General features: G+C 44.9%; 29 protein-coding genes and 1 riboswitch. Of the genes, 5 read left to right on the top strand and 24 right to left on the bottom strand.

Features of this window, described 5'->3' with window-relative positions; genetic code table 11:
• Positions 1-30: 30 nt before the first annotated feature.
• Positions 31-1,281, bottom strand: coding sequence for a pyridoxal-phosphate-dependent aminotransferase family protein (locus KXD37_RS18935; RefSeq protein WP_127696506.1), 1,251 nt, complete (start codon positions 1,279-1,281; stop codon positions 31-33).
• A gap of 16 nt (positions 1,282-1,297) precedes the next feature.
• On the bottom strand, positions 1,298-2,536 hold the full coding sequence (allC, locus tag KXD37_RS18930) for an allantoate deiminase (RefSeq protein ID WP_254517864.1): 1,239 nt from the start codon (positions 2,534-2,536) through the stop codon (positions 1,298-1,300).
• A 456-nt stretch (positions 2,537-2,992) separates the two neighbouring features.
• On the opposite strand from allC, the gene KXD37_RS18925 reads away from it, so the two are divergent.
• Entirely contained in the window at positions 2,993-3,859 is an 867-nt protein-coding gene (locus KXD37_RS18925) for an endonuclease I family protein (RefSeq protein WP_024122754.1), read from the top strand.
• 33 nt (positions 3,860-3,892) lie between these two features.
• Here the strand turns inward: KXD37_RS18925 and KXD37_RS18920 are convergent, their stop codons facing one another.
• Positions 3,893-4,996: an ABC transporter ATP-binding protein gene (locus KXD37_RS18920; RefSeq protein ID WP_263463691.1), complete on the bottom strand. Its 1,104-nt coding sequence runs from the start codon at positions 4,994-4,996 to the stop codon at positions 3,893-3,895.
• A gap of 183 nt (positions 4,997-5,179) precedes the next feature.
• On the opposite strand from KXD37_RS18920, the gene frlR reads away from it, so the two are divergent.
• Positions 5,180-5,908: a transcriptional regulator FrlR gene (frlR, locus tag KXD37_RS18915; RefSeq protein WP_263463690.1), complete on the top strand. Its 729-nt coding sequence runs from the start codon at positions 5,180-5,182 to the stop codon at positions 5,906-5,908.
• A 24-nt stretch (positions 5,909-5,932) separates the two neighbouring features.
• Here frlR and KXD37_RS18910 read toward each other — a convergent pair whose 3' ends face one another.
• The 7 genes from KXD37_RS18910 to KXD37_RS18880 form a co-directional block, all read right to left on the bottom strand.
• The gene (locus tag KXD37_RS18910) at positions 5,933-6,787 is read right to left on the bottom strand and encodes a fructoselysine 6-kinase (RefSeq protein WP_263463689.1); all 855 of its coding nucleotides are present in this window, start codon (positions 6,785-6,787) and stop codon (positions 5,933-5,935) included.
• Positions 6,788-6,800: 13 nt separating this feature from the next.
• The gene (locus KXD37_RS18905) at positions 6,801-7,703 is read right to left on the bottom strand and encodes a carbohydrate ABC transporter permease (RefSeq protein WP_151174497.1); all 903 of its coding nucleotides are present in this window, start codon (positions 7,701-7,703) and stop codon (positions 6,801-6,803) included.
• A gap of 3 nt (positions 7,704-7,706) precedes the next feature.
• On the bottom strand, positions 7,707-8,585 hold the full coding sequence (locus KXD37_RS18900; protein ID WP_263463688.1) for a carbohydrate ABC transporter permease: 879 nt from the start codon (positions 8,583-8,585) through the stop codon (positions 7,707-7,709).
• A 57-nt stretch (positions 8,586-8,642) separates the two neighbouring features.
• Positions 8,643-9,911 carry an ABC transporter substrate-binding protein gene (locus KXD37_RS18895; protein WP_024122760.1) on the bottom strand — a complete coding sequence of 423 codons (1,269 nt, stop codon included), beginning with the start codon at positions 9,909-9,911 and terminating at the stop codon, positions 8,643-8,645.
• 80 nt (positions 9,912-9,991) lie between these two features.
• Complete coding sequence (gene frlB / locus KXD37_RS18890) at positions 9,992-10,978, bottom strand: fructosamine deglycase FrlB (RefSeq protein WP_263463687.1); 987 nt, start codon at positions 10,976-10,978, stop codon at positions 9,992-9,994.
• 215 nt (positions 10,979-11,193) lie between these two features.
• Positions 11,194-11,568 (bottom strand): nucleotide excision repair endonuclease, encoded by a 375-nt coding sequence (locus KXD37_RS18885; protein ID WP_024122762.1) that lies wholly within the window; start codon positions 11,566-11,568, stop codon positions 11,194-11,196.
• Positions 11,569-11,670: 102 nt separating this feature from the next.
• Entirely contained in the window at positions 11,671-12,789 is a 1,119-nt protein-coding gene (locus tag KXD37_RS18880; protein ID WP_106019521.1) for an NAD(P)/FAD-dependent oxidoreductase, read from the bottom strand.
• Between the two features lie 158 nt (positions 12,790-12,947).
• Here KXD37_RS18880 and KXD37_RS18875 point away from each other — a divergent pair, with 158 nt between their 5' ends.
• The 3 genes from KXD37_RS18875 (at position 12,948) to KXD37_RS18865 (ending at position 13,895) form a co-directional block, all read left to right on the top strand.
• On the top strand, positions 12,948-13,097 hold the full coding sequence (locus tag KXD37_RS18875) for a hypothetical protein (RefSeq protein ID WP_003240873.1): 150 nt from the start codon (positions 12,948-12,950) through the stop codon (positions 13,095-13,097).
• Positions 13,097-13,375, top strand: coding sequence for a hypothetical protein (locus KXD37_RS18870; RefSeq protein WP_069486954.1), 279 nt, complete (start codon positions 13,097-13,099; stop codon positions 13,373-13,375). Before KXD37_RS18875 ends, KXD37_RS18870 begins: the two co-directional genes overlap by 1 nt.
• A gap of 169 nt (positions 13,376-13,544) precedes the next feature.
• Positions 13,545-13,895 carry a hypothetical protein gene (locus tag KXD37_RS18865; RefSeq protein WP_188323279.1) on the top strand — a complete coding sequence of 117 codons (351 nt, stop codon included), beginning with the start codon at positions 13,545-13,547 and terminating at the stop codon, positions 13,893-13,895.
• Between the two features lie 43 nt (positions 13,896-13,938).
• On the opposite strand, the gene sufB is transcribed toward KXD37_RS18865, so the two are convergent.
• From sufB to KXD37_RS18795, 14 genes are all read right to left on the bottom strand, one after another.
• Positions 13,939-15,336 (bottom strand): Fe-S cluster assembly protein SufB, encoded by a 1,398-nt coding sequence (gene sufB / locus KXD37_RS18860; protein WP_024713611.1) that lies wholly within the window; start codon positions 15,334-15,336, stop codon positions 13,939-13,941.
• Positions 15,337-15,356: 20 nt separating this feature from the next.
• Positions 15,357-15,800, bottom strand: a complete 444-nt coding sequence (sufU, locus tag KXD37_RS18855; protein ID WP_003222809.1) for a Fe-S cluster assembly sulfur transfer protein SufU — start codon at positions 15,798-15,800, stop codon at positions 15,357-15,359.
• Complete coding sequence (sufS, locus tag KXD37_RS18850; protein ID WP_263463686.1) at positions 15,790-17,010, bottom strand: cysteine desulfurase SufS; 1,221 nt, start codon at positions 17,008-17,010, stop codon at positions 15,790-15,792. Before sufS ends, sufU begins: the two co-directional genes overlap by 11 nt.
• Positions 17,010-18,323, bottom strand: coding sequence for a Fe-S cluster assembly protein SufD (gene sufD / locus KXD37_RS18845; protein WP_095714026.1), 1,314 nt, complete (start codon positions 18,321-18,323; stop codon positions 17,010-17,012). The genes sufS and sufD overlap by 1 nt, the downstream gene beginning before the upstream one ends.
• Positions 18,324-18,340: 17 nt before the next feature.
• The gene (gene sufC, locus KXD37_RS18840; RefSeq protein ID WP_010331788.1) at positions 18,341-19,126 is read right to left on the bottom strand and encodes a Fe-S cluster assembly ATPase SufC; all 786 of its coding nucleotides are present in this window, start codon (positions 19,124-19,126) and stop codon (positions 18,341-18,343) included.
• 177 nt (positions 19,127-19,303) lie between these two features.
• On the bottom strand, positions 19,304-19,456 hold the full coding sequence (locus KXD37_RS18835) for a hypothetical protein (protein ID WP_010331789.1): 153 nt from the start codon (positions 19,454-19,456) through the stop codon (positions 19,304-19,306).
• A gap of 192 nt (positions 19,457-19,648) precedes the next feature.
• Positions 19,649-20,026 carry a carboxymuconolactone decarboxylase family protein gene (locus KXD37_RS18830; RefSeq protein WP_038954281.1) on the bottom strand — a complete coding sequence of 126 codons (378 nt, stop codon included), beginning with the start codon at positions 20,024-20,026 and terminating at the stop codon, positions 19,649-19,651.
• A gap of 82 nt (positions 20,027-20,108) precedes the next feature.
• Positions 20,109-20,930 carry a methionine ABC transporter substrate-binding lipoprotein MetQ gene (metQ, locus tag KXD37_RS18825; protein ID WP_024122769.1) on the bottom strand — a complete coding sequence of 274 codons (822 nt, stop codon included), beginning with the start codon at positions 20,928-20,930 and terminating at the stop codon, positions 20,109-20,111.
• Between the two features lie 13 nt (positions 20,931-20,943).
• Positions 20,944-21,612 (bottom strand): methionine ABC transporter permease MetP, encoded by a 669-nt coding sequence (gene metP, locus KXD37_RS18820; RefSeq protein WP_010331792.1) that lies wholly within the window; start codon positions 21,610-21,612, stop codon positions 20,944-20,946.
• A complete protein-coding gene (gene metN / locus KXD37_RS18815) occupies positions 21,605-22,630 on the bottom strand; it encodes a methionine ABC transporter ATP-binding protein MetN (protein WP_263463685.1) in 1,026 nt (341 codons plus the stop codon). Before metN ends, metP begins: the two co-directional genes overlap by 8 nt.
• A gap of 105 nt (positions 22,631-22,735) precedes the next feature.
• A riboswitch (SAM riboswitch) is annotated at positions 22,736-22,842 on the bottom strand.
• A 114-nt stretch (positions 22,843-22,956) separates the two neighbouring features.
• A complete protein-coding gene (locus tag KXD37_RS18810) occupies positions 22,957-23,301 on the bottom strand; it encodes an SCP2 sterol-binding domain-containing protein (RefSeq protein ID WP_024122772.1) in 345 nt (114 codons plus the stop codon).
• Between the two features lie 107 nt (positions 23,302-23,408).
• A complete protein-coding gene (locus KXD37_RS18805) occupies positions 23,409-23,729 on the bottom strand; it encodes a thioredoxin family protein (RefSeq protein WP_024122773.1) in 321 nt (106 codons plus the stop codon).
• An 11-nt stretch (positions 23,730-23,740) separates the two neighbouring features.
• Positions 23,741-24,094 carry a toprim domain-containing protein gene (locus KXD37_RS18800; RefSeq protein WP_167492250.1) on the bottom strand — a complete coding sequence of 118 codons (354 nt, stop codon included), beginning with the start codon at positions 24,092-24,094 and terminating at the stop codon, positions 23,741-23,743.
• A gap of 77 nt (positions 24,095-24,171) precedes the next feature.
• Positions 24,172-24,408 (bottom strand): YusG family protein, encoded by a 237-nt coding sequence (locus KXD37_RS18795; protein ID WP_010331799.1) that lies wholly within the window; start codon positions 24,406-24,408, stop codon positions 24,172-24,174.
• Positions 24,409-24,456: the final 48 nt, after the last annotated feature.

The raw sequence follows: 24,456 nt of genomic DNA, 5'->3' as shown, positions 1-24,456 counted from the left end.
AAAGCCTGCGGAATTCCGCAAGCTTTTTCTTTAAATCGCTGCCTGGCTCTTAGCATTTTCATATACATCAAGCGCGGCCTGAAGCGCTTTTCCCGCTTCGATCACAGCGCCGTGTCTGAGGAGCACAGCTTCTAATCCGGCAAGGACAAACAGTACGTTTTCTCTTCTGCAGCTGTAGCCCATCGTACCAATTCTCCAAATCTTCCCGGCTAAAGGGCCGAATGAGCTGGCGATTTCGATTCCGAACTGTGCCAAAAGCATATGGCGGACCGACTCTCCGTCCATGCCGTCCGGGATTTGCACACAGGTGACAACAGGCATTTTGCAGCTCTCATCCCCAAACAGCTTCAGCCCCATCGCCTTAATCCCGGCTATTAATGCGGCCTCATGGTATTGATGCCGCTCGAAACGTGCTTCGAGACCTTCATCAAGCACCAGTCTAACGCCCTCACGCAAGGCATAAAGCATCGTCGTCGCTTCTGTATGATGATTGAGCCGCCGTTCGCTCCAATAATCCTCAAGCTGGCTCAAATCAAAATAATTGCTGGTGATCGGACGATTCCCGGTAATCGGCGCCTTGTCTGCCTGAGTCGCAATTCCGCGTTCCACCTTTTTGCGCGCCGCAATGATGTCCGCCACCCGTTCATTATATGTAATCGGCGCCATCCCCGACGGAACAGACAAACACTTTTGCGTGCCGCCGATAGCTGCGTCAATGTTCCATTCATCCACTTTCACCTCGCAGCCCCCAATTGTCGCTACCGCATCGACAATAAACAGTGCATCCCAAGCACGGCACGCTTCTCCAATCGCTTTCAGCGGATGGATTCGGCCAGTTGATGTTTCCCCGTGCACCATCGCCACAATTTTCGGCTTCACTTTTTTCATTTCCCGTATAATAGCGTCAGGGTCAAAAACCGTTCCCCACTCACACTCAATCGTATGAACATTCGCCCCGTACCGCTCAGCGATTTCAGTCAGCAAAAAGCCAAAGCGTCCGTATATCGGAATAAGCACGTCATCTCCCGGTTCAATGACACTCGCTAACACCGCTTCGATTCCCGCCCGGGAGGTGCCGTCAATCGGATACGCCCAGCGATTTTTCGTTTGAAATAATTCTCGGAGCATCTCCATCGTTTCATTCATGATATCGGTAAACGCCGGATCAAATTGGCCGACAACCGGCGTGCTCATCACTCTTAATACACGCGGATCGACCTCTACAGGCCCCGGTGTCATAATCGTTCTTAATGGTGTACATAATTCTTTTCTGCCTGACACAGCCATTCCTCCTTCATCAGTAAGCCAGTTTGTATAATAAATTAGTCAATGTGCGGACGCCGATCTCAAGCTGACGTGCAGAAGTAAACTCCTTCGGCGAATGGCTGATGCCGCCTCTGCTCGGCACAAACAGCATACAAGCGGGGCAGCTCCTTCCGATCATTTGCGCATCATGCCCTGCCCCGCTCACCATTTCTTCACAGCTGATACCGTTTTCTGCCGCTGTCTCAAGAGCCTTGGCAGAAAGCGTTTCGTCCATCGGCACAGGCTCTATCCGCATATATTCATCAATCATGGCGTGAATCCCTTTTTTGTTACAAATGCCGTTGATGACAGCAGTCATTTCTTCATGAAAATGCTCCAGAACATGCTGATTTTGATGTCGAATATCGATTGAAAACTGCACCCGGCCAGGTATGACATTGGCCACATTGGGCTGCACCGTCATTTTTCCACATGTCAGACGAAGCTCATCCGGCTGTTCTTCAGCGCGAAACAGCAGTTCATGAATCACTCGGCTGCTGGCTGCGAGCGGGTCCTTGCGCCACTTCATGGAGGTGGTCCCTGCGTGGTTGCATTCTCCCTCAAGCGTAATCAGATATCTCCTCTGCCCGACTATACTTGTCACCACACCGAGATCTCGTCCTGACATTTCAAGCGTCTGTCCTTGTTCAATGTGAATTTCAATAAAAGCGTTGATATCTGTCCTGTGCGCTGACGGATACACGCCTCTGCCAAAACCGTTGTCATGCATCGCCTCTTGTAATGAAACACCTGATCCGTCTCTCGGTACTTCCGCATGCTTCAATGACAAAGCACCCATCATATTCCCTGATCCCCAGTATGTCATCGGAAAACGGCTGCCCTCTTCCTCACATAAAGACACGGCCTCAAGCGTTTTTTTCGGCGCTCCGTATGTTTCTTTGAGCTGCTTTAAAGCAAGCATTGCCGCAAGCACGCCATATGAGCCGTCATACTTTCCCCCATTGATCACCGTATCGATATGTGAGCCGGCTAAAATCACTTCATCCGGAGACTGGGTGCCCTGAAGCCTTCCAAAGACATTGCCGACGTCGTCAAATCTGGCGTCAAGCCCAAATGCCGACATCTCCTCTTTCACGGCGAGCTGCGCGTCCATCCACTCCTTGGTGTACAAAAGTCTCGTCACTCCGCCATCAGCAGACGCACCGAATTGGGCAAGCCAATCGATGTAATCAGCGATGCCGCTTTCTACTGAAAGCCTCTGCTTTTCCATGTGCTTCCTCCTCTGGCCGTTATGGTGACTTCATTATAGTGGGAGGAAGACGTATAGTTCATCAGCACATAAACCAAAAAAACATTTGTTTTTTGGTCATAATAACCAGCCTGCCATTCCATTTTAGGAATAGCAGCCAGTAAGGAAGAGAGTCAATAGGCAGCGATGGATTAAAAAAACAGCGAGAGGAAAAAGTGGTTCTAAAGATTTATTGTATGAACTAGCGAAAAACACGGGAAGGCAATGCTTTCAGTGAAGCAGCACTCGATCAAGGAACAGCGCTTGCCAAAACTCAGCGGGAGCAATAACGCGGACTAAAGCTCCCGGAACAATAGAGTTCCGCCTCCTCCAAAGTTACTAATTTACAAATTTAATAAAAAATATACAAAATGACACTTCTAACCTTTATCTCAATTTTAGATAATAGACATGATCTGATCTAAAGGAGGGCAAGTGATGACAAAAAAAGCAAGGTTTCTGCCGCTCGTCTGTGTATTACTGATTTCCGGATGGTTTGCGCCCTCTGCTTCAGCAAGCGCGCAAACCGGATTGAACCTGAATGGCCGTGCAGCTACTTCTTCCGCAGCCTCCGGAGGCATTCTCACATTAGTCTCTCCCGCTGCACCATACGCCGACACAGACACCTATTATGAAGGTGCTGAAGGAAAAAGCGGAGAGGCGTTAAAAAGCGCACTGCACCGCATCATTAGCGGACATACGATGCTGTCTTACAGCGAGGTATGGAACGCGCTGAAAGAAACAGATGCAGATCCGGCCAATCCGAATAACGTCATCCTGCTCTATACGAATGAATCCCGTTCGAAAAACCTGAACGGCGGCAATGTCGGGGACTGGAACCGGGAGCATGTCTGGGCGAAATCCCATGGCGATTTTGGTACAAGCAAAGGGCCCGGCACTGATATTCATCACTTGCGTCCAGCAGACGTCCAAGTAAACAGCGCCAGAGGCAACATGGACTTTGACAACGGCGGCAACGAGTATGCGAAAGCACCCGGAAATTATTATGACGGAGATTCTTGGGAGCCCCGCGATGATGTGAAAGGCGATGTCGCCCGCATGCTGTTTTACATGGCTGTCCGTTACGAAGGAGATGACGGCTACCCTGACCTTGAGCTCAATGATAGGACAGGAAACGGCTCTGCTCCTTATCATGGAAAACAATCCGCCTTGCTTGAATGGAATAGGCAGGACCCTGTTGATGCCCGCGAAAGAAAAAGAAATGAAATCATTTATGAAAAATATCAGCACAACCGAAATCCATTTATCGATCACCCTGAATGGGCAGACGACATTTGGCCGTAAGAAAAAGGTGCTCCCCCGAAGGGAGCACCTTTTCTAATACACAGCCTGTTCCGTTTCCGCATCGAAAAAGACGGCGTGATCCATTTTCACCGCCAGCTGAATTGTATCGCCCGCGGAGATTCGATTGCCGCCATCCAGGCGAACCGTGAGCCGCTCGTTCCCGGCGCTGGCATGCACAATCAGCTCAGATCCCAAATTTTCATTCACTTCCACCGTCGCTTTCAACACGGAATCAAACAGCCGGTCATTTCCAGTCATTTGTGCGATGTGCTCCGGCCGTACACCGAGTGTCATCGGTTGTCCGGCATAGCCTTTTTCCTTCAGCCGTTTTGCCTTTTCTTCAGGAATATGAAGCCGGATCGAAGGATTTGTAAAAAACAGCTCGCCATGGTGCTCTTCAATCATGCCTTTGAAAAAGTTCATTCCGGGAGAGCCAATAAATCCGGCCACGAACAGGTTTGCCGGATAATGATAGATATCTTGAGGCTTGGCCACTTGCTGAATTTTACCTTCAATCATGACGACAATCCGATCGCCCATCGTCATCGCTTCAGTCTGATCATGGGTGACATAGATAATGGTTGCTTCCAGCCGCTGGTGAAGCTTGCTGATTTCTGTCCGCATCGTCACTCTCAGCTTCGCATCCAGATTAGAAAGCGGTTCGTCCATTAAAAAGACCTTTGGTTCCCGCACAATTGATCTGCCAAGCGCCACCCTTTGCCGCTGGCCGCCGGAAAGTGCCTTCGGTTTTCTCTTCAGCAAATGCTCAATCTCCAAAATGTTTGCAGCTGCATGCACCCGCTCGGCAATTTCTTGTTTCGGCATTTTTCTGAGCTTCAGTCCAAATGCCATGTTATCGAAAACAGTCATATGCGGATACAGCGCATAGTTTTGGAACACCATCGCGATATCACGCTCCTTCGGCGGAAGATCATTGACCCGTTCCCCATCGATGAAGAGGCTTCCTTCCGAAATGCTTTCCAGCCCAGCCACCATCCGCAGGGTTGTCGATTTGCCGCAGCCTGACGGCCCCACCAGCACCAAAAGCTCTTTATCTTTTACATCTAAATCAAAGTCCTTCACCGTTAATTGTGAATGATATGATTTTTTGACATGTTCAAATGTTAATGAAGCCATCAGAAAACTCCCTCCGTCTTTTTTTCTCCGTTATTTCGTCACTGGAAACAACTCGGTCTTTCTGTTATTTTTAGAGTAATCGATTCCCATATTTGCTATATTTCTAAAACAAAAAACGCAAATTTGTATTATAACGTCATAATACATTATAATATAAATAATAGCTTAAAAGGAGGCTACCCCTTGTTAAACAACGGAAGTTCAACACCTTTATACATTCAGCTAAAACAAATCATAACAGATGACATTAAAAAGGGCTTGTATTCCCCGGATGCCAAGCTGCCCACAGAAAACGAGCTTTGCAGCAAGTATAATGTCAGCCGCATTACCGTCAGAAAAGCCATTCTCGATCTGGTCGAAGAAGGCTATCTGATCAGGCAGCAGGGAAAAGGAACGTTCGTTAAAAGCCCTAAATTGAAGAGAGAGCTGATCGCAGTAAACGGCTACTCGGAATTTATGGAATCAACCGGGAAAAAACCGAAGCATCAGGTTCTGTCCCATGAAATCATTCCAGCATCGAAACCGATCGCCGAAAAGCTTCAGATCAATCCCGAGAGCCCTGTCGTTGAATTAAAACGGATTTTATATAACGATGATCAGCCGCTCACCTTTGAGATCACGCATTACCCGCTGGACATGTTTCCTGCCATCAATACGTTTATTGCTGACGGTGTATCTATGCATGATATTTTAAAGCAGCAATACCAAGTTGTTCCCACTCACAATACAAAACTATTAAATGTTGTCTATGCCCAGCAGGAGGAAAGCAAATACTTAGATTGCGATATCGGGGATGCGCTGTTTGAAATCGATAAAACCGCATTTACCTCAAACGATCAGCCGATCTACTGCTCACTGTTTTTGATGCACACAAACCGTGTCACATTTACAATCAACAGTCCCTACACATGACAGGCATAAAAAACGAGACACTGCTTATAGTATTCTCGTTTTTTCACTGCTTCCCCCTTCCTCCAGGCGATAGGGATAGCCATAGCCAAATGCCCCGTACACTCCGCATGTTTTCGCAGCTGTTTCCGCTCCTTGGCGCAAAGCGTTCGTCATATCCTGCTTCTCACAAAACGCAGTCAAAAATCCCGCGATAAATGAATCTCCCGCTCCGAGTGTATCTATTATATCAGCTTCCACAATCGGCTGATGGTAGATTCGGTCCCCCGCAGACAGGATCGCTCCTTGCCCGCCGCGGGTCATGCAAACGATTTTTGCTCCGTACTCATGTGCCTTTTTGGCAAGCTGGCCGCACTCCGTCTCACTCAAATCGCTTCCTGAAAAGAACGCATACGTCACATAAGGACAGACCTTTTTCAAATACTCATCCTCTCGATTTGTTGAAAAATCAAAAGAGACCGGGATCAGCCCGCACAGCTGCGGCAAATCGTTCTCAAGCCTGCTGTACACACTGGTATGCAGCAGATCATGCCCGCTGATAAAAGATAAGTCCTTTTCCTGAAACACAAGACGGAGACGCGACTGGATGCCCCCCTTATTCGATCGGACAAAGATCCGGTCCCCCTGTTCATCAAGGGTAACGATTGCCATTCCGTTTTCACCATGCGCCTGGCGAATAAAATCCGTGTTGATCTTCTCCAATTTCAGCACATTCAGCAGATGAGCCGCGGCTTCGTCATTGCCGACAATTCCGATATAAGAAGCCTCATGCCCGAGCCGTTTTGCAAGCACTGAGACATTTAAGGCATTTCCTCCCGGATAGAATGTTTCTTGATCCTGATAGTAGTCTACAACGTTGTCTCCAACAGCAATTAATTTCATTGTGCTTCCTCCTTTATCCTTTTACGCTTCCGCTTGCAATCCCGCGGACAAAATATTTCTGCATAAATAAAAATAGAATAATAATCGGCGCGGCAGAAATCGTTAATCCCGCCAGCAAGACGCCCCAATCCGTCTGCAGTGCATCTCGGAACTGCATCAGTCCCGCCGGAATGGTCCGCAAATTCTCGTCATCTATGAAAATAATCGCAAACATAAACTCATTCCACGTATGGTAAGCTGTCAGAATACCCGACGTCACTAAAATCGGTACACTCATTGGTAAGAAAATTCTGAAAAATACTCCGAAACTCGTACACCCATCTAAATAAGCCGCCTCTTCCAATTCTTTAGAAATAGAAAGAAAATAAGAGCGGATTAAAATGATGGTGAATGGAATCCGATAAGCCGCATAAGGCAAAATCAAAGCCCAATACGTATTGTAAAGCCCCAGCGACTGAATAATGGAATAAAGCGGCACAAGACTGACCTGAGGCGTCAGCATCAAACCGCCAAGACAAAGCACCAAAAAGAACCCTCTTCCTTTAAACTCGAACCTCGAAAGCGCGTACGCCGCCCATGCGCTGATAAAAACAGTAATCACACATGTCAGCGCCGTCACGATCACACTGTTCATAAAATAAGAAGAAATCCCCTGATTCCAGGCGGACACAAAGTTCTCCGGATGCCACGAAGACGGCAGCGACCAGCTGTTCTCAAAAATATCATCCGAGCTTTTAAAGGCGCTCATGACCATCCATAAAAGCGGATAAGCAATCGCGATTAGATAAAGAAACAGAAAAACCCATACAGACGTTTCTCCGATATACCATTTTCGCCTCGGCTTTCTTTTCACCTCGATGTGCCGGTCAGGCACAGGCTCTAATCTAAACGAATCTGTCTTCTTTTGAGGCAGCATCTGTTAATCCTCCTTTCCGGTTTTAAAGAACTTCATTTGCATGAGCGACAAAGCAAGCGTAATGAGTAACACAACAGTGGCAATCGCTGAAGCATAGCCCATCATATCCTTTGTAAAGGCACTTTTATATAAGAATGTACTTAATACCTCAGAAGCGTTTCCCGGTCCGCCGCCTGTCAAAATGTACGGCTCGTTAAACACTGTAAAAGCGCCTGTCAGCGTCATCACCACCGCAACAAAAGACATCTCTTTCGTCTGGGGAATGGTAATGTGAAAAAACTGCTGAATTTTCCCCGCACCGTCAAGACGCGCCGCTTCATACAGTTCATCCGATATTTTTTGAATCGACACAATATACAGCATCGCAATATAACCGACAGACTGCCACTGCGATACAAAGATGACAGAAAGCATAGCCGTGCTGTCCTCCCCGAGCCATGCCCTCGTCAGCTGATCCAGCCCGATTGCCTGAAGCAGCTGATTCAAAAGCCCCGTCTCAGGGTTGTAAATAAAATCAAATAAAAGCGCGATAACCGTCATTGAGATGACAACCGGCAAAAAGAAAACGGTACGAAAAAAAGGCGACCATTTTCTGACCAGCTTATCCTCAAGCACCGCCGCCAAAATCAAACCGCCAAACACCTGGCATACAATTGAGATCACTGCGTAGAGCACGTTATTCGTGAGGGCTTGATAAAAGACAGGATCACGAAATAATTCAACATAGTTCTTCAATCCGATAAACGTTTTTTCCGGAGAAAAAGAGCTCCATTGAAACAGACTGAGAAAGACATTCTCAAAAATCGGGATATAAACGAAAAGTAGAAAAACAAGAGCCGGCAGTAAAAACAAATAGGGGATTATTCTATTTTGGTTGACCAAGGATAACTCATCTCCTTTATAAAAAGAAAAGGTGCGTCGCTTCACCTTTTCTTTGATTTATTCAGCTGACGCCTTCACTTGCTTGGCTGCTTTTTGGACAGCTTTCATGACCTGCTCCGGTGTCATGTCGCCGCCAAGCATTTGCTGGACGCTTGTTAAGTACACATCTGCGATTTCAACATCAACATCCATATCGAACCACGGAACCATTGATTTGGCATCTACGATATGCTGAACGGCTTCACGCTGAATGGCTGTAGAATTTTCTTCGGTTGCCGTTCCTTGCACCGCACTGTATTTGCCAACGTCTTTAACGAGCTTTTCACCCATTTTTTTCGACGTCAGAAATTGCAAAAATTCCACTGCTTCCTTCGGATGTTTTGTTTTCGAAGAAATCATAAATCCTTCAGGCGCCCCCGTTAACGCTTCTGAAGATCCTTTTTGCCCGCTGATTTCAGGGAATGAGAACATCCCTAGATTCACTGGCTCAACCAGTTTGATTTCAGCCGTTTCCGCATATATCATCGCCGACTTTCCGCTCTTAAATTGCTGTCTCACATATTCATGGTCGACGGAATTTACATGTTTATTGAAGTACGGCATCAGTTCCTGCAGCTTTTCAAGTGCTTTCACATAGCCTTCATCGGTAAATTCACCCGTTTTGGCGTTATAATCCTTTTCTCTTGTTTTTTCATCGACCATCCGCTGATTCAGCGTGCCGATATAATGTGAGATTGTCCAAGGTGCTTTTGTTCCGAAACTGATCGGCGTATAGCCATTTTCTTTCAGCTTCTTGGAGACATCGATGAGCTCATCCCAAGTCGCCGGGGGCTCTAAATTGAGCTTTTTAAAAATATCTTTATTATAGAAAAATGATTTAGCGTCCATTTGCCACGGCACGCCATATTGTTTGTTTTCATACGTAAATGGTGTAACTTGCGATTGAACGAGCTGCGATGACCAATCTGTATCATCTTTGTAGTAGGACGAGAGATCAAGTGCTTTATTTCCTCTGATAAATTTAAAAGCAAACTCGTCACTCCATGAGAAGTAAATATCAGGAGGGCTGCTGGTTCCCAGCATAACTTTAATTTTATCTTTATAGGAGTCATTCAAAACCGCTTCAGTTTGAATGTCGATATCCGGATGCTCTTTTTCAAATTCCTTTACAACCTCTTCAAAATACCTTTTTTCCGGCTCCTTCGGCCATCTGTGGAAAAATTTCAATGTCACCTTTCCATCCGCTGAACTGCTCTGGCTCGAACAGCCCGCAATGGTGAGCATACTGACAGCTGCAATGATCAAAAATAAAAACATTTTCTTCAAAGGGTTGGCCTCCTCTGGACATTAGACTATAATGTTATATAACATTATAGTCTAATGCATAATGGTTCCTCTTTTTCAGATCAATACTCAACTTTCCACATGTATCTTCTATGAGATAAAGGATGATTTCTTGCTTCTGCCAAAGCGTCCGCATAGCTTCTCAGCACACGGTTAAGAACAAGCGGAGCAAGGTAGCCTTTTACTGAATCGTCAATTGCAGTGAAGTCGTAAGATGCGGCATCGAGCACAGTCAGCTTTTTGCCATATTTTTTCGAGAAGGTAAGCGCCCGCTCTTCAAGAGGCCTTGTTTCATCTAAACCGAGCAGGATGATAAACGGCACGGATTCATCAATAATTTCAAACGGTCCGTGAAAATATTCTCCGGCATGAATGGCGTGGGAATGAATCCATTGCATTTCCATGAGAATGCAGATGCTGTAGGAGTAAGCGACACCGTAGTTTGCACCGCTTGCCATAGTATAAATGATGCTTTCTTTTTCATGTGCTTTTGCAAATTGCTGTGCGTTGTCTGCTTCTTGCTTAAGGGCTTCATCATACACAGCCTGCAATTGATCTAAACCTTCTATTGCTTGTTCAAATGTCGTATTGTTTTCTAATACCTGCAAAGCGCCGAAAACGATTTGATATAGAACGCCATAGTTCGTATTGATCGCCTGCGCCTCATCACCCCAGTCATATTGGGCGACATATTGCGCTTCCTGTGCTAAAGGAGACTCCGGCTTATACGTCATTGCAATCGTAAGCGCGCCTTTGCTTCTCGCAAATGCAGCGGCTTTTACCGTTTCCGGGGTATTTCCCGAATGCGAGCACAAAATGACAAGAGACTTTTCACCAAGCTGCACAGGGTTTCGCTGAATAAATTCATTAGAGCTGTAAAGGTCAGAGCTGATTGATTTTGACTCCCTGTCAAACACATATTTACTCGGATACATAATGGCCGAAGACCCTCCGCATGCGACAAAGAATACATGGTCGATGGTTTTTCCTTTCAAATCCTGCAAGAAAGCTTGAACCTCACGATTAACTTTTGCTGTGACCTGACTCAAATCCTTCACTCCTCGTTTTTATTATATAACGTTATATAACATTATATATTGTTATATTAAAGTCCGCAGCTTGGATTGTCAATATCATTTTCTGAAATTTCTCAACAATTTAATCGGATGATAGACAAAGGATCTGCGTGTAGAAAAATGCCAAATCAAAAAGCCAGAACTTAACACAAGCTCTGGCTTCACTGCTCAATCCGCAGACTGACTTCTTATTTAAAAAATACCTTGTCTATATTATACTTCGAGTGCTGTGTATTGATGATATAGGTTTCGTAAATTTCTCTTTCCATTGGATCTTCAACTACACATACTTCAATTTTATAAACTTCGTCTCTGTGATTTTTGATCGGTGAGACAGTGTCTTCAAAATGCTTTTTAATTCTCTGTCTTAACTTTCTGGCTTTACCGACAAACAGCAGCTCATCGTGAATGTTGTAAAACATGAAGATGCCGCCTTTATCCCTGGGTATCTGGTGAAAGTCAATGAACCCGTGAATCGCCTTTATTTTCGGTTCGTTATGATTGGCTGACTGCTGCCGTTCGGTGATCGTCACATTCGGTGCTGGTATATCAATTTTTATCAAAATCAGTTCACGTCCTCTTTTTCATTAAAGATAAATGCTAACACAGACAGGAAAGAAAAGCTAGAACAGCTTTATTATATTTGTTTGTCATGCCTTTCATTATTATGCAAGCGCTCCGGCAAGATCATAAGGGCTAAGGTCTATTTCTGTCGGCTTTCCGAGAACTAGCTTTGCGAGCTCTGAACCGAGAAACGGTCCCATCGTTAGTCCCGACGCGCCTAAACCGTTAGCGGCGTAAAGTCCTTGAACATTCGGCACGGCACCCACCACTGGCAGAAACCCCGGTGTAAACGGTCTGAAGCCCACTCTTGTTTCAATGACTGTGCTGTCAGCAAGCCCCGGGGCTGCGGCAAGTGCTTTGCTCAAGACTTCATGCTGTCCCCCTGCTGTCACACGCAGGTCTTTAAGATCGGCCTCATTTTCATGGGTGGCGCCTGCTACAATTCTGCCGTCATCAAAGGACAGAATATACTGGTCATTCGGCGGCATCACCACCGGCCACGATCCGGTATCTGCGCCAGAGATTTCAAAATGCATAATCTGCGCCTTCTGAAAGGACACTTGAAAATGAATGCCCAGAGGCTTCATCAATTCATTGGCCCATGCCCCTCCAGTCACGATCACATTATCAGCCTCAAACTGCTGCTTGTCTGTTTGGACACCGGTGACTCTTCCGTTCCCAAAAAGCAAGGACGCGTTTCCTTTTACAATGACTGCACCATGTTTCTCGGCAGCGTTTAAAAGCGACCGGCATAGCGCCCTCCCGTTCACACGAGCGGCGCCGCTGATATGAACCGATTCATAGCCATCAGCTAAAATGGGAAACAGCTTTTTCGTTTCACTTGCGGACAAACGAGTGATGTCACCGATTTCCGGCGCATCCTCGCGTCTCTTATACGCCCGCTCCTCCATCTTATCGAGCTTCACTGCATCAGTGTGAATGCTGATCGCACCGACACGCTTGTATCCGGTGTCTGTTTCTCCGTCCTCTTCCAGTTGCTTGATTAAACCATTATAATATCGCGCTCCGCCCTTAGCGAGCTGATACCAATCCTGATTGCGGCGCTGCGACAGCCAAGGACAGACGATTCCCGCCGCCGCGTCAGTCGCTTGTCCCGGTTCATTCCGGTCAATCACCGTAACCCGGGCTCCTGATTTTGCGAGATGATAAGCCGTCGACGCACCTAGTATGCCTGCGCCGACGATGATGTAAGACTTCATATGCAAACACCTTTTCTTTTATAATATCTATTCATTTTACCAAATAGAGTGCTTTCCTTCGACCTTTAGCCCCAATGTGGAAAAACCGCGAAGTTCGTCCAATCTCTTCACTCTCCTATTGAATATCCTGTCACTATCAATAGAGAAAGGATGATACCATGAGCGAAAATCGTCATGAAAATGAAGAAAACCAAAAGCGCAATGTATCAGTTGCTAAAGTTGAAAACAGCGGCAATGCAAAAGTCGTAGTCAACGTGAATACAGATCAGGATCAGGCACAGGCACAGTCTCAAGACGGAGAAGAGTAATGAACGAGAATATCATTCCTATCAACAGACATGCTGCGGAAATGCCCAAAAATGGATCTGTTATTGAAAACAGCGGCAATTCGGAAGTCCATATTGATATTCACATTGACACAATGCCGATTGCCTTTGCCATTTTATGCTCTGCATTAGCCGCAAAACAGATGACAAAAGATGAATTCGACACGGCTTATACTCAATTGCTAGAGATGAAAAAAGTTGATATTCCCTCAGCAGCATCCACCATCAATATTCATCCTAATGATATATCCGAAAGTTGAAATAGCAACCGCAGGCTTAAACATGCCTGCGGTTCTCATCATTTAAAGTATACATTCATTTAGCTAATAACCATATGTTAATAAATTATACATATTAAGTAACAGGAACTAACCCCTTTCTTTATCCAAATTGTAAGGTGTAAGGAAAAATAAAAAAGGAGTGTTACAAATGAAATGTAAAAAAGCGATTATTTCTGCACTATCAGTTTCAGCTTTGGCTTTAAGCTTAGGCGGTGTGGCCTCTGCTGAAGAAATGTCAGCTGCTCCAACACCTTCAATTCAAAATGTATCAAACAGCCCTATTAAAGTCATGGATGCCTTTTACCAAATGAAAGTAAACAGTTACTTAAATATTGCTAGAGAAGGGGCCACTAGCTATGTTGTAACTTCCGGTCGTGATTATATCTCTGTAAGTCAAAGCGGAGTGGTATACAGCAAGTCAATTCCTGGTTCTGCTCAAGTTACTATCTATAAGGGAACAAGCGTACTAGGAGTTGTCACGATTAGTGTTCGTCTGTAAACAAACAAAACCCGGCGGTATTCCGCCGGGTTTTATTTTTACATTAACCGATTGAACCTTCCATTTCGAATTTAATCAAACGGTTCATTTCAACTGCGTATTCCATTGGAAGCTCTTTTGTGAATGGCTCGATGAAGCCCATTACGATCATTTCAGTCGCTTCTTCTTCGGAAATACCGCGGCTCATCAAGTAGAAGAGCTGTTCTTCAGATACTTTAGACACTTTCGCTTCGTGCTCCAATGAAATGTTATCATTTAAGATTTCATTGTAAGGAATTGTATCTGATGTTGATTTGTTATCCATAATGAGCGTATCACACTCGATGTTGGAACGGGCGCCTTCCGCTTTACGTCCGAAGTGGACAATTCCGCGGTAGGTTACTTTCCCGCCTTGTTTAGAGATCGATTTTGATACGATTGTGGATGATGTGTTTGGTGCAAGGTGAATCATTTTCGCACCCGCATCCTGATGCTGGCCTTTACCCGCAAGAGCGATAGAAAGCGTCATACCGCGCGCGCCTTCGCCTTTTAGGATACAAGCAGGATATTTCATTGTCAGTTTAGAACCGATGTTGCCGTCGATCCATTCCATCGTTGCGTTTTCTTCACAGATCGTACGCTTCGTTACAAGGTTGTAAACGTTGTTCGCCCAGTTTTGGATCGTTGTATAACGGCAGTAGCCGCCTTTTTTCACGATGATTTCAACAACCGCACTGTGAAGAGAGTTTGTTGTGTAAACAGGTGCCGTACAGCCCTCAACGTAATGCACGCTTGCTTCTTCGTCAACGATGATCAGTGTACGTTCGAACTGACCCATGTTTTCAGAGTTGATACGGAAGTAAGCTTGAAGCGGTGTCTCAACCTTCACGCCTTTTGGCACATAGATGAAAGATCCGCCGGACCAAACAGCTGAGTTCAGCGCCGCAAACTTGTTATCAGTCGGCGGAATCACTTTTGCCCAGTGCTCACGGAAAATATCTTCATTTTCTTTCAGCGCGCTGTCTGTATCTTTAAAGACGATGCCTTGCGCTTCAAGATCTTCTTTCATGTTGTGGTATACAACCTCTGATTCGTACTGAGCAGAAACACCCGCAAGGTATTTTTGTTCAGCTTCAGGAATCCCGAGCTTGTCGAATGTTTGCTTAATTTCTTCAGGAACTTCATCCCAAGAACGCTCTGAACGCTCAGACGGTTTTACGTAGTACGTAATTTCGTCAAAGTTCAGTGAGTTTAGATCTCCGCCCCATTGTGGCATTGGCATGTTGTAGAAATGTTCAAGTGATTTCAAGCGGAAATCAAGCATCCATTGAGGCTCTTCTTTCATGCGAGAAATTTCTTCTACGATTTCTTTTGTCAATCCGCGCTCTGAACGGAAAATGGAAACGTCCTTGTCGTGAAAACCATATTTGTATTCACCAATATCAGGCATTTTTTTAGCCATCCATTTTCACTCCAATCCTTTTAATTGCCGCCCTCTTCTTTAGCGACTCCTTTTTCAAGTGCCTTCCATGACAGGGTTGCACATTTAATACGGGCCGGGAATTTTGAAACGCCTTGAAGGGCTTCAATATCACCCAGATCTATAGAATCATCATATTCTTTCCCTTGCATCATATCCGAGAAAATCTTAGACATGGAAAGGGCTGTTTCAATATCTTTCCCTTTAATCGCCTGAGTCATCATCGAAGCGGATGCCATTGAAATGGAACAGCCTTCCCCTTCAAATTTCGCATCCTCCACGATGTCTCCGTCAAGCTTCATTGTCAGTCTGATACGGTCGCCGCATGTCGGATTGTTCATATCCACGACGATGCTGTCATTCAAAACCCCTTTGTTGCGAGGGTTTTTGTAATGATCCATAATCACTTGTCTGTACAATGTATCTAAGTTTGCATTAAAAGACATTTGTAAAATACTCCTTTGTCTTTTGAAGAGCTTCCACAAGCTTATCAATCTCTTCCTCTGTATTATACAGATAAAAGCTTGCTCTCGCAGTAGCAGTTACATCCAGCCATTTCATCAGCGGCTGGGCGCAATGGTGACCCGCTCTGACAGCAATCCCTTCCGCATCAAGTACGGTTGCCACATCGTGCGGATGAACATCATCAAGGTTAAATGTGATCAGCCCGGCACGCTCTTCCGGTCCGTAAACCGTCACGCCGTCAAGCTGACGGAAGCGTTCAAGCGCATAAGCTGCAAGCTTGTGCTCGTGGCGGGAAATCTCATCAAGACCGATTTCTTCGAGAAAATCAATTGCGGCACCGAGACCGATTGCTCCAGCAATAATCGGAGTACCCGCTTCGAATTTCCACGGAAGCTCTTTCCAAGTTGATTCATAAAGCCCGACAAAGTCGATCATTTCACCGCCGAATTCGGCAGGCTCCATGTTTTCCAGCAGGGCTTTCTTTCCGTACAGCACACCTACTCCGGTAGGGCCGCACATTTTGTGGGAAGAAAGCGCAAAGAAGTCGCAATCGAGATCCTGCACGTCAATTTTCATGTGGGGCGCGCTTTGTGCACCGTCCACCACAATGACAGCACCATTGTCATGAGCGATTTTCGCCATTTCTTTTATCGGGTTGATCGTGCCGAGAACGTTAGACACATGAGATACCGCAACAATCTTTGTATTGCTTGTGACCGTTGCTCTGACGTCATCTAATGAAATCGTGCCGTCTTCCTGCAGCGGAATATATTTTAATGTGACGCCAGTCGCTTTGACAGCCTGCTGCCACGGAATGATATTCGCATGATGCTCCATATAGGTGATGACCACTTCATCACCCGGTTTGAGGTTGGCGCGCGCATAGCTTAGCGCCACCATGTTCAGTGATGTGGTCGTGCCTTTTGTGAAAATAATCTCAGCCATTGACTTCGCGTTAATAAACTTGCGGACTTTTTCACGCGCTCCTTCATAACCGTCTGTCGCTCTGGTTCCAAGCGTATGGACGCCCCGGTGAACATTGGAATTGTATTGGTTATAATACTTATCCAGTGTTTCAATGACAGCACGCGGCTTCTGGGAAGTCGCCGCGCTGTCGAGATAAACGAGATCATGTCCGTTCACTTGCTGATGAAGGATCGGGAACTGTTCACGAATATCTGTGATATTCATTATTTCACTTTCCTTTCGATAACAGAAACCAATTGTTTCTTAACGCCTTCAATCGGAAGTTCGTTAACTACCGGCGCAAGGAATCCATAGATGACTAAGCGTTCTGCTTCTTCTTTCGCAATCCCGCGGCTCATCAGGTAGTAAAGCTGAATAGGGTCCACACGGCCGACAGATGCCGCATGTCCTGCAGTTACATCGTCTTCGTCAATTAAAAGAATAGGGTTTGCGTCTCCGCGCGCTTTTTCGCTGAGCATCAGCACACGGGATTCCTGTTCCGCATTCGCTTTAGAAGCGCCATGTTCGATTTTGCCGATTCCGTTAAAGATAGAAGAAGCGGAATCCTTCATCACACCGTGCTTCAAGATATATCCTTCAGAAGCTTTACCGAAATGAATGATTTGTGTCGTGAAGTTTTCTGTTTGCTCTCCTCTTCCGACAACAACCGTTTTCGTGTCGCCGTAAGTGCCGTCACCGTAAAGGTTTGTTGTGTTTTCGGAAATGGTGTCGCCATCGTTCATGAGGCCGAGAGCCCACTCGATTTTGCTGTCGCGTCCGCGCGCAGCACCGCGGCGGTTGACATAAGTTGTCACGCCGGAAGACAGAGTATCCACCGCACCGTATGTCACACTGGCATTATCACCTGTGATAACCTCACTGATAATATTGAATACAGCATCTTTCGGGTTGACCGTGCTGATGTAGTTTTCTACATACGTTACTGAGCTATGGTCTTCCGCCACAATCAATACGTGGTTGAATAGAGCTGTATCGTTGCTTTCGTGGACATAAACAGCCTGAACCGGCGTCTCCACCTGAACATTTTTCGGAACATAGAGGAATGCCCCTCCGTTAACAAGAGCTGCGTGAAGTGCAGTTAATTTATGCTCATCAACCTTCACGCCGTCTTTCATAAAGTATTTCTCCACTAAGTCGCTGTGCTCGCGGGCAGCAGTCAAAATATCAGTAAAGATGACGCCTTTGTCTTTCAATTCCTGAGAAAGAGAAAGGTATGCAGGCGTCTGATCACGCTGTACATATAACGTTTTATCTTCGTTTTCGACATCGATCAGCGCTTTTGCTTCATCAGTCAAATCTTCTAATGAAGAAAGCGGCTCATTATCAACTGTATGCTTCGCGAAGTTCGTGAAGTTCCAGTTTGTGATTTTTGTTTTGTCAGGCTTCGGCATCGGCAGATCCTCAGCTTGTTCAAGAGCCTGTAAGCGCAGGTTTTTCAGCCAGGCAGGTTCTTGATGCTTTTCGGAAAAGCTTTTGAGATACTCCTGATCTACGGATAGTTTTGTATCTAGTGTCATATTAATCCCCCTAACGCTTACGCTTCTTGGCCTACAGTTTCGTCTTCAATGCCAAGTTCTTTTTTGATCCAGTCATAACCTTCTGCTTCAAGACGCTGTGCAAGCTCTGCACCGCCGGATTTTACAACGCGGCCTTGCATCATAACGTGAACCACATCAGGAGTGATGTAGTTTAACAGACGCTGATAGTGAGTGATCATCAGGCAGCCAAAGCTTTCGCTGCGCATTTTGTTGATCCCTTTTGATACAACTTTCAGAGCGTCAATATCAAGACCTGAGTCGATTTCATCAAGGATGGCGATTTTCGGTTCAATCATCATCAGCTGAAGGATTTCGTTGCGTTTTTTCTCCCCGCCTGAGAAGCCTTCGTTGAGGTAGCGCTGAGCCATTTCAGGGTCCATTTCTAAGAACTCCATGTTTTCGTCCATTTTGCGGATGAATTTCATAAGAGAAATTTCATCGCCTTCTTCTCTGCGCGCGTTGATCGCAGAACGAAGGAAGTCGGCATTTGTCACACCGCTGATTTCACTTGGGTACTGCATTGCAAGGAACAAACCTGCCTGCGCACGCTCGTCCACTTCCATTTCCAGTACATCTTTGCCGTCAAGCGTGATGCTGCCCTTCGTGACTTCATATTTAGGATGCCCCATAATAGCAGCTGACAGAGTTGATTTACCAGTACCGTTCGGTCCCATTACGGCGTGGAACTCTCCGCCTTTTATTTCAAGGTTTACCCCTTTTAAGATCTCTTTCCCTTCGATTTCAACGTGAAGATCTTTGATCGTTAATGTTGAAGCAGCCATATCTATACCTCCAAAAATATATAATCATTATTCTCATTTTATTCTCATTCTAATTTTATAACAAATGAAAAGTAAATACAACTTTTTATCGTGCCTTGCACATTTCTCAAGTTTAACAAAGTTCAGCACTTTATTAAAGCAATTGAAAAAGAAAAAGAGTGGATTCCCACCCTTTTTTTAAAGACCGATTTTCTCATTAAGCTCCGCAGAATACCGCTTGCATTTTTTATATTCAAGCTCTCTCTGCCGCTCAACTTCCATTCTTGTATCCAGCCGGCGTCCGTATTCCTCGTACCCGATTCCATGCGACAGCTGCATCGCTTTTTCCATTTCTGACGTATAATCGAGGTCCAGTCTGTCCTGGCTGCTGCAAATAATGAATCAATCCCTTCATTTATTTACTACTATTGTATCAGCTCTGCGACCGGCGCTGCAAAATGGATATGGCTTGATATAACAACGGATGAGACGAAAGGACCCTTTGAGTTGAAATGAGAATCGATTTTCGGAATATTCCTTCTTCTAATGCGTAGTGTTTCCAAATTCCTCTATGCACTGCTGGACAACTGTCACACCTTGGCTTAGGGCAGCTCCGCCTCCGAATGCCGCCGCCACACTGACAGCTTCAAGAATGTTTTCTTCCGTCGCTCCTTGGTCAAGACAGCCTTTTGTGTGATAGATCATGCAATATTCGTCCTGAGCATTGATGGCGATCCCCAGTGCAATCAGCTGTTTTTCTCTTTCTGTTAGTGAATTAGCTGCAAAGCATTGTTCGGTAAATTCGTTAAACTTTCTTCCCATCATCGGCATCTTCTGTTCAAATGTGCCTAAACTTTGTTTATATTGTTTTAGCGCGTCCTGCATGCTTCCTCTATCTTGATTCAAAGAAAATCCCTCCATCTGTTTAACATTCCTTTTTATTATGAACAGCTTTAAGGAAAATACCCAAAAAACCCCGGATTTCTCATCCGGGGTTTCAGTCTTATTCAGATACAGGAAGCACAGCTCCGTCATATTTTTTATCGATGAAGTCTTTGATCTTTTTAGAGTGAAGAACTTCCATCAGCGCTTTGATTTTTGCAGAATCCTCTTCGCCATCTCTCACTGCAATGATATTGGCGTAAGGGTTATCTTTTGTTGATTCCACTTCAATCGCGTCTTTTTTAGGATTTAATTTATTTTGGATCGCGTAGTTCACATTGATGAAGGCCGCGTCTCCTTCTTTGTTTTCATATGCTTTTGCCGTTAATTCAGGCGCTACTTTTTTGAACTGAAGGTTTTTCGGGTTTTTCTTAATGTCTTTCAGTGTTGCATCGACTGTCTCCACTTTGGAATCAAGTGTAATTAATCCTGCATTCTCAAGCATTGCAAGCATACGGCCTTGTTCAGCGACGTTATTTGTCAGGATAATTGTCGCACCGTCGGGAAGATCTTTTAATGATTTATATTTTTTAGAATAAATACCGAATGGCTCTAAGTGAATCGCGCCGGCATTCGCAAGTTTATAATCTTTGTTTTCTTTCATTTCTTGCTCAAGGTAAGGAATGTGCTGGAAGAAGTTCGCATCCACTTCTTTATCAGCTAAGGCTTTGTTGTACATTTTGTAATCACTAAGCACTTTCACTTTCAGTGTGTAGCCTTTTTCTTTTAACAATGGTTCAGCTTCTTTTAAAATTTCTGCATGCGGTGTTTTTGTAGCTGCAACAACAATTTCTTTCTTGCCGGATTCAGCGTTATTAGAACCGCAGGCAGCCATAACTCCTGCAAATACAAGCAGTAATGCACCCAAAAATAGCTTTTTCAATGTAAATCCTCCCTTATCGTTTGTCTATTATATTTGTTATGACATCACCGATCATTTGAATAATGAAAACGATGATTAAAATAAATACAGTAGCAACGAAGGTCACATCAGTATTATTAGACTGATATCCTTCTACATATGCAAGGTTTCCAAGGCCTCCTGAACCGATGGCGCCTGCAATTGCCGTTGAGCCGATCAAAGCGATGGCCGTAACCGTGATCCCAGAAATAAGGGCCGGCATGGATTCCGGAAGCAGCACTTTGAAAATAATCGTTGATGTTTTGGCTCCCATTGATTTCGCAGCTTCGATGACGCCTTTATCCACTTCGCGCAGCGCAATTTCAGCAAGCCGCGCGTAAAACGGGGCTGAGCCGATGACTAACGCCGGCAGTGCCGCGTTCGGCCCTAAGATGGTGCCGACTAAAAACTTCGTAAAACCTAGTAATAAAATAATTAAAATGAGGAACGGAATAGACCTGAATACATTGACAATGGCCGCAATCACAGTGTTGACCGCTTTGTTCTGCCAGAGGCTCCCTTTGCTTGTGAGAAAGAGCAGCAGACCGAGGATCACCCCGATGACAAAGGCAAAAACCAAAGAGATCAGCGTCATATAAAGCGTCTCGTATGTCGCGTTCCATAATTCAGTTACATCAACGTTCGGGAAGTATTTTTCAAACATTCGTGATCACCTCTGCTTTCACCTGTTTGTCATTAATAAACCGGATCACGTTTTGCACTTCTTCCTCGTCACCGTCAATATGGATGAACAATGAACCGTATGCTCCGTCCTTCGTCTGCGAGATTTTCCCTTGCAGAATATTGACACTGACATTGAAGTTTCTGATCATCTCTGTAATCAGAGGCTGTTCAGCCGCTTCGCCGACAAATGTGAGCTGAACCGTTGTTCCTGACGCTTTTTCGTCAAGAAGATGCTGAAGCGTTTCTTTTGTTTCTTCAGGCTCAGTCACCTGCTGGACAAATCGTTTTGTCATTTCTTCCTTCGGATTCTTGAAGACATCGAGAACTTCTCCTTCTTCAACAACCTTTCCGTTTTCCATGACAGCGACTCTGTTGCAGATTTTGCGGATGACATGCATTTCGTGTGTGATCAGCAAAATCGTCAAACCGAGTCTTTCATTAATATCGGACAAAAGATCCAAGATTGAATCAGTTGTTTGCGGATCTAAAGCTGATGTCGCTTCATCACAAAGGAGAACCTTCGGATTGTTTGCGAGCGCTCTGGCGATTCCGACCCGCTGCTTTTGTCCTCCGCTCAGCTGGGATGGGTAAGATTTTTCTTTTCCTTCTAAACCTACCAGTTTAATCAGTTCATTGGCACGCTTGATCCGCTCGCTTTTTTTCACCCCGGCAATTTCTAAAGGAAACAGGATGTTATCTCTGACAGTTCGCGACCAGAGCAAATTGAAATGCTGGAAAATCATACTGATTTCATGGCGTGCTTTTCTTAAATTGCGTCCGTTTACTTCATTAATCTTTGTTCCCGCCACTTCCACGATTCCTGAGCTCGGTTTCTCAAGTCCGTTCAGCAGACGGATTAAGGAACTTTTACCAGCTCCGCTATATCCTATAATTCCAAAAATCTCACCTTTTTTTATGGAAAGCGAGACATTTTGGACAGCATTGACATCTCCATGTTTCGACTTATACACTTTTGAAACATCCTGAAGATTGATCAAAGCGATCACCTGCCTTAACACTATTCTAAGAAATCTTCCGGTTTTTTCTGCAAAAGAAAAGCCTTTCTGCATACTTGAGCAGAAAGGCTTATATAAAACGCCTTTCTCTCATCTTTCAAAGCTGAACGCTTCGTGTGAATTGGCACCATTTCAACAGTGTTGATGGTTGCCGGGCTTCATAGGGCACTTCCCTCCACCTCTCTTGATAAGAGAAATATATAGTCTTTTTCGTCCGGAAATTCTTAATGTAGAATAGCATGGCGAATGATAAAATGTCAATAAAATAAATGATGTCAACTTTTACTATTATAATAATTTACTATTTTTCAATTCTTTAGAATCCTCTGAAAAAAACCATTAGTCAGCCACAGAATGGCTTCCAGCTTTAACAGCGCTCTGAATGAACCCTTTACCTTTAGGCTTCCGCTCTGGATCAGGTGCTGAAGGGAAATGTCTCCATGCAAAAGATCAATGATTTCTGTTTGGTTTCCATAAAAGGTCAGGTTGGACGTGTGGGGCGGAGAAATCTTTTTCATTTCCCCTTGTTCGTTTATTGAGACGGTTAAGGCTTCTGTTTCTCCTTGGAAGGTAATGAGCAATGTTGAAGTGTTCAAAAGGGGTTTTAAAAACAGATGCTGGTAATCATCTTCTAAAACTTCCGCTTTCTCCATTTGTACAACCTCCTATTTGTTGGTCATACATACACATTTCTCTCCTCAGCGCAAGAACCCCTTTATAAAACGAACGACAATTTCATTGGAATGCGCCGAGAAAAATGTCATAAATGAGATGCAGAAGATGATTTTTGTTTGATCAGCTCATATAAGTAAGAAACGGAATGAAACGCATACCCTCTTTCAATTACTTTCCCGCCCTTAAACAGCAGAAAACAAGGGACGCTTTCAATTTGATATGCTTTAGCAAACGCCGGTGAATAGTTGAGATTATTTTTATAGAAGGCGACAGACGGAAGCATTTCTTCGACGACTGTCAGCATTTTGCTTGCCAGCTGGCAGGTCCCGCAAAACGGAGTATATAAATATAGGAGATACACATCATCAGTAATGTGTTCAAGTTCTTGTTCTTGGAGTTCTTTCATGCTATAACACCTCAGGTCTTTCTTTCAAGAAAAATCGTATGGACATTCAGATTTGCGCTCAGCAATACAGATGCTATATGGTGTCTGGGCGCCGCCGCGACTTCCTTATAGGCTTTGTCGATATGTATATGGAAGGCTTCATTAAATTCCCTTTTCAGCTGTTTTCTCAATTTCTCGCCCGATTCATCGGCATCAACCAAAATATAGACGTCCTTCTCGTAAAGCTCGTCAGCCAATTCCTCCAGCTTCAGCTGGCTGATTGTTCCGTTTGTGCAGATAATGCGCACTGGCTCATTCAGGACGCTTTCAATCTTTTCTTTATCTGATTTCCCTTCAACAATCAAGACTTTTTCCAGCTCGTCCATGTTCATCTGCTTCACCTGCCGCGTCAAATTTGAAACGTTCAGATTGTAAAAGAAGGCAGTGAAATTCACCGCCAACATTAACACCAGCCGCTTTCGTAGTCACAATCCACATATTTCTGATCGTCTCCTGAAACCACGTCGGCTGTCTTATAAAACTTTTCATTTTCATAGGTAAAACCGGACTTAAGCTCATATTCATTCATGCCTGTCATTTGGCCGATCATCTCATCTTCATGATATAACGAGAGCCGGCCATTTTGAAAGCGGCCTGTCACATCATTGGTGACATCGAGCTTTTGTTTGCTGAAAGCCATATTGGACACCTCCCATAGCGTTAGCGTATCCAATTGCCTGCTCAGCTA

The sequence above is a fragment of the Bacillus sp. XT-2 genome, from assembly GCF_025696525.1.
GTDB lineage: Bacteria > Bacillota > Bacilli > Bacillales > Bacillaceae > Bacillus > Bacillus halotolerans.
The sequence above is the reverse complement of the archived record's forward strand: the minus strand, read 5'-3'. Positions and strand labels throughout refer to the sequence as shown.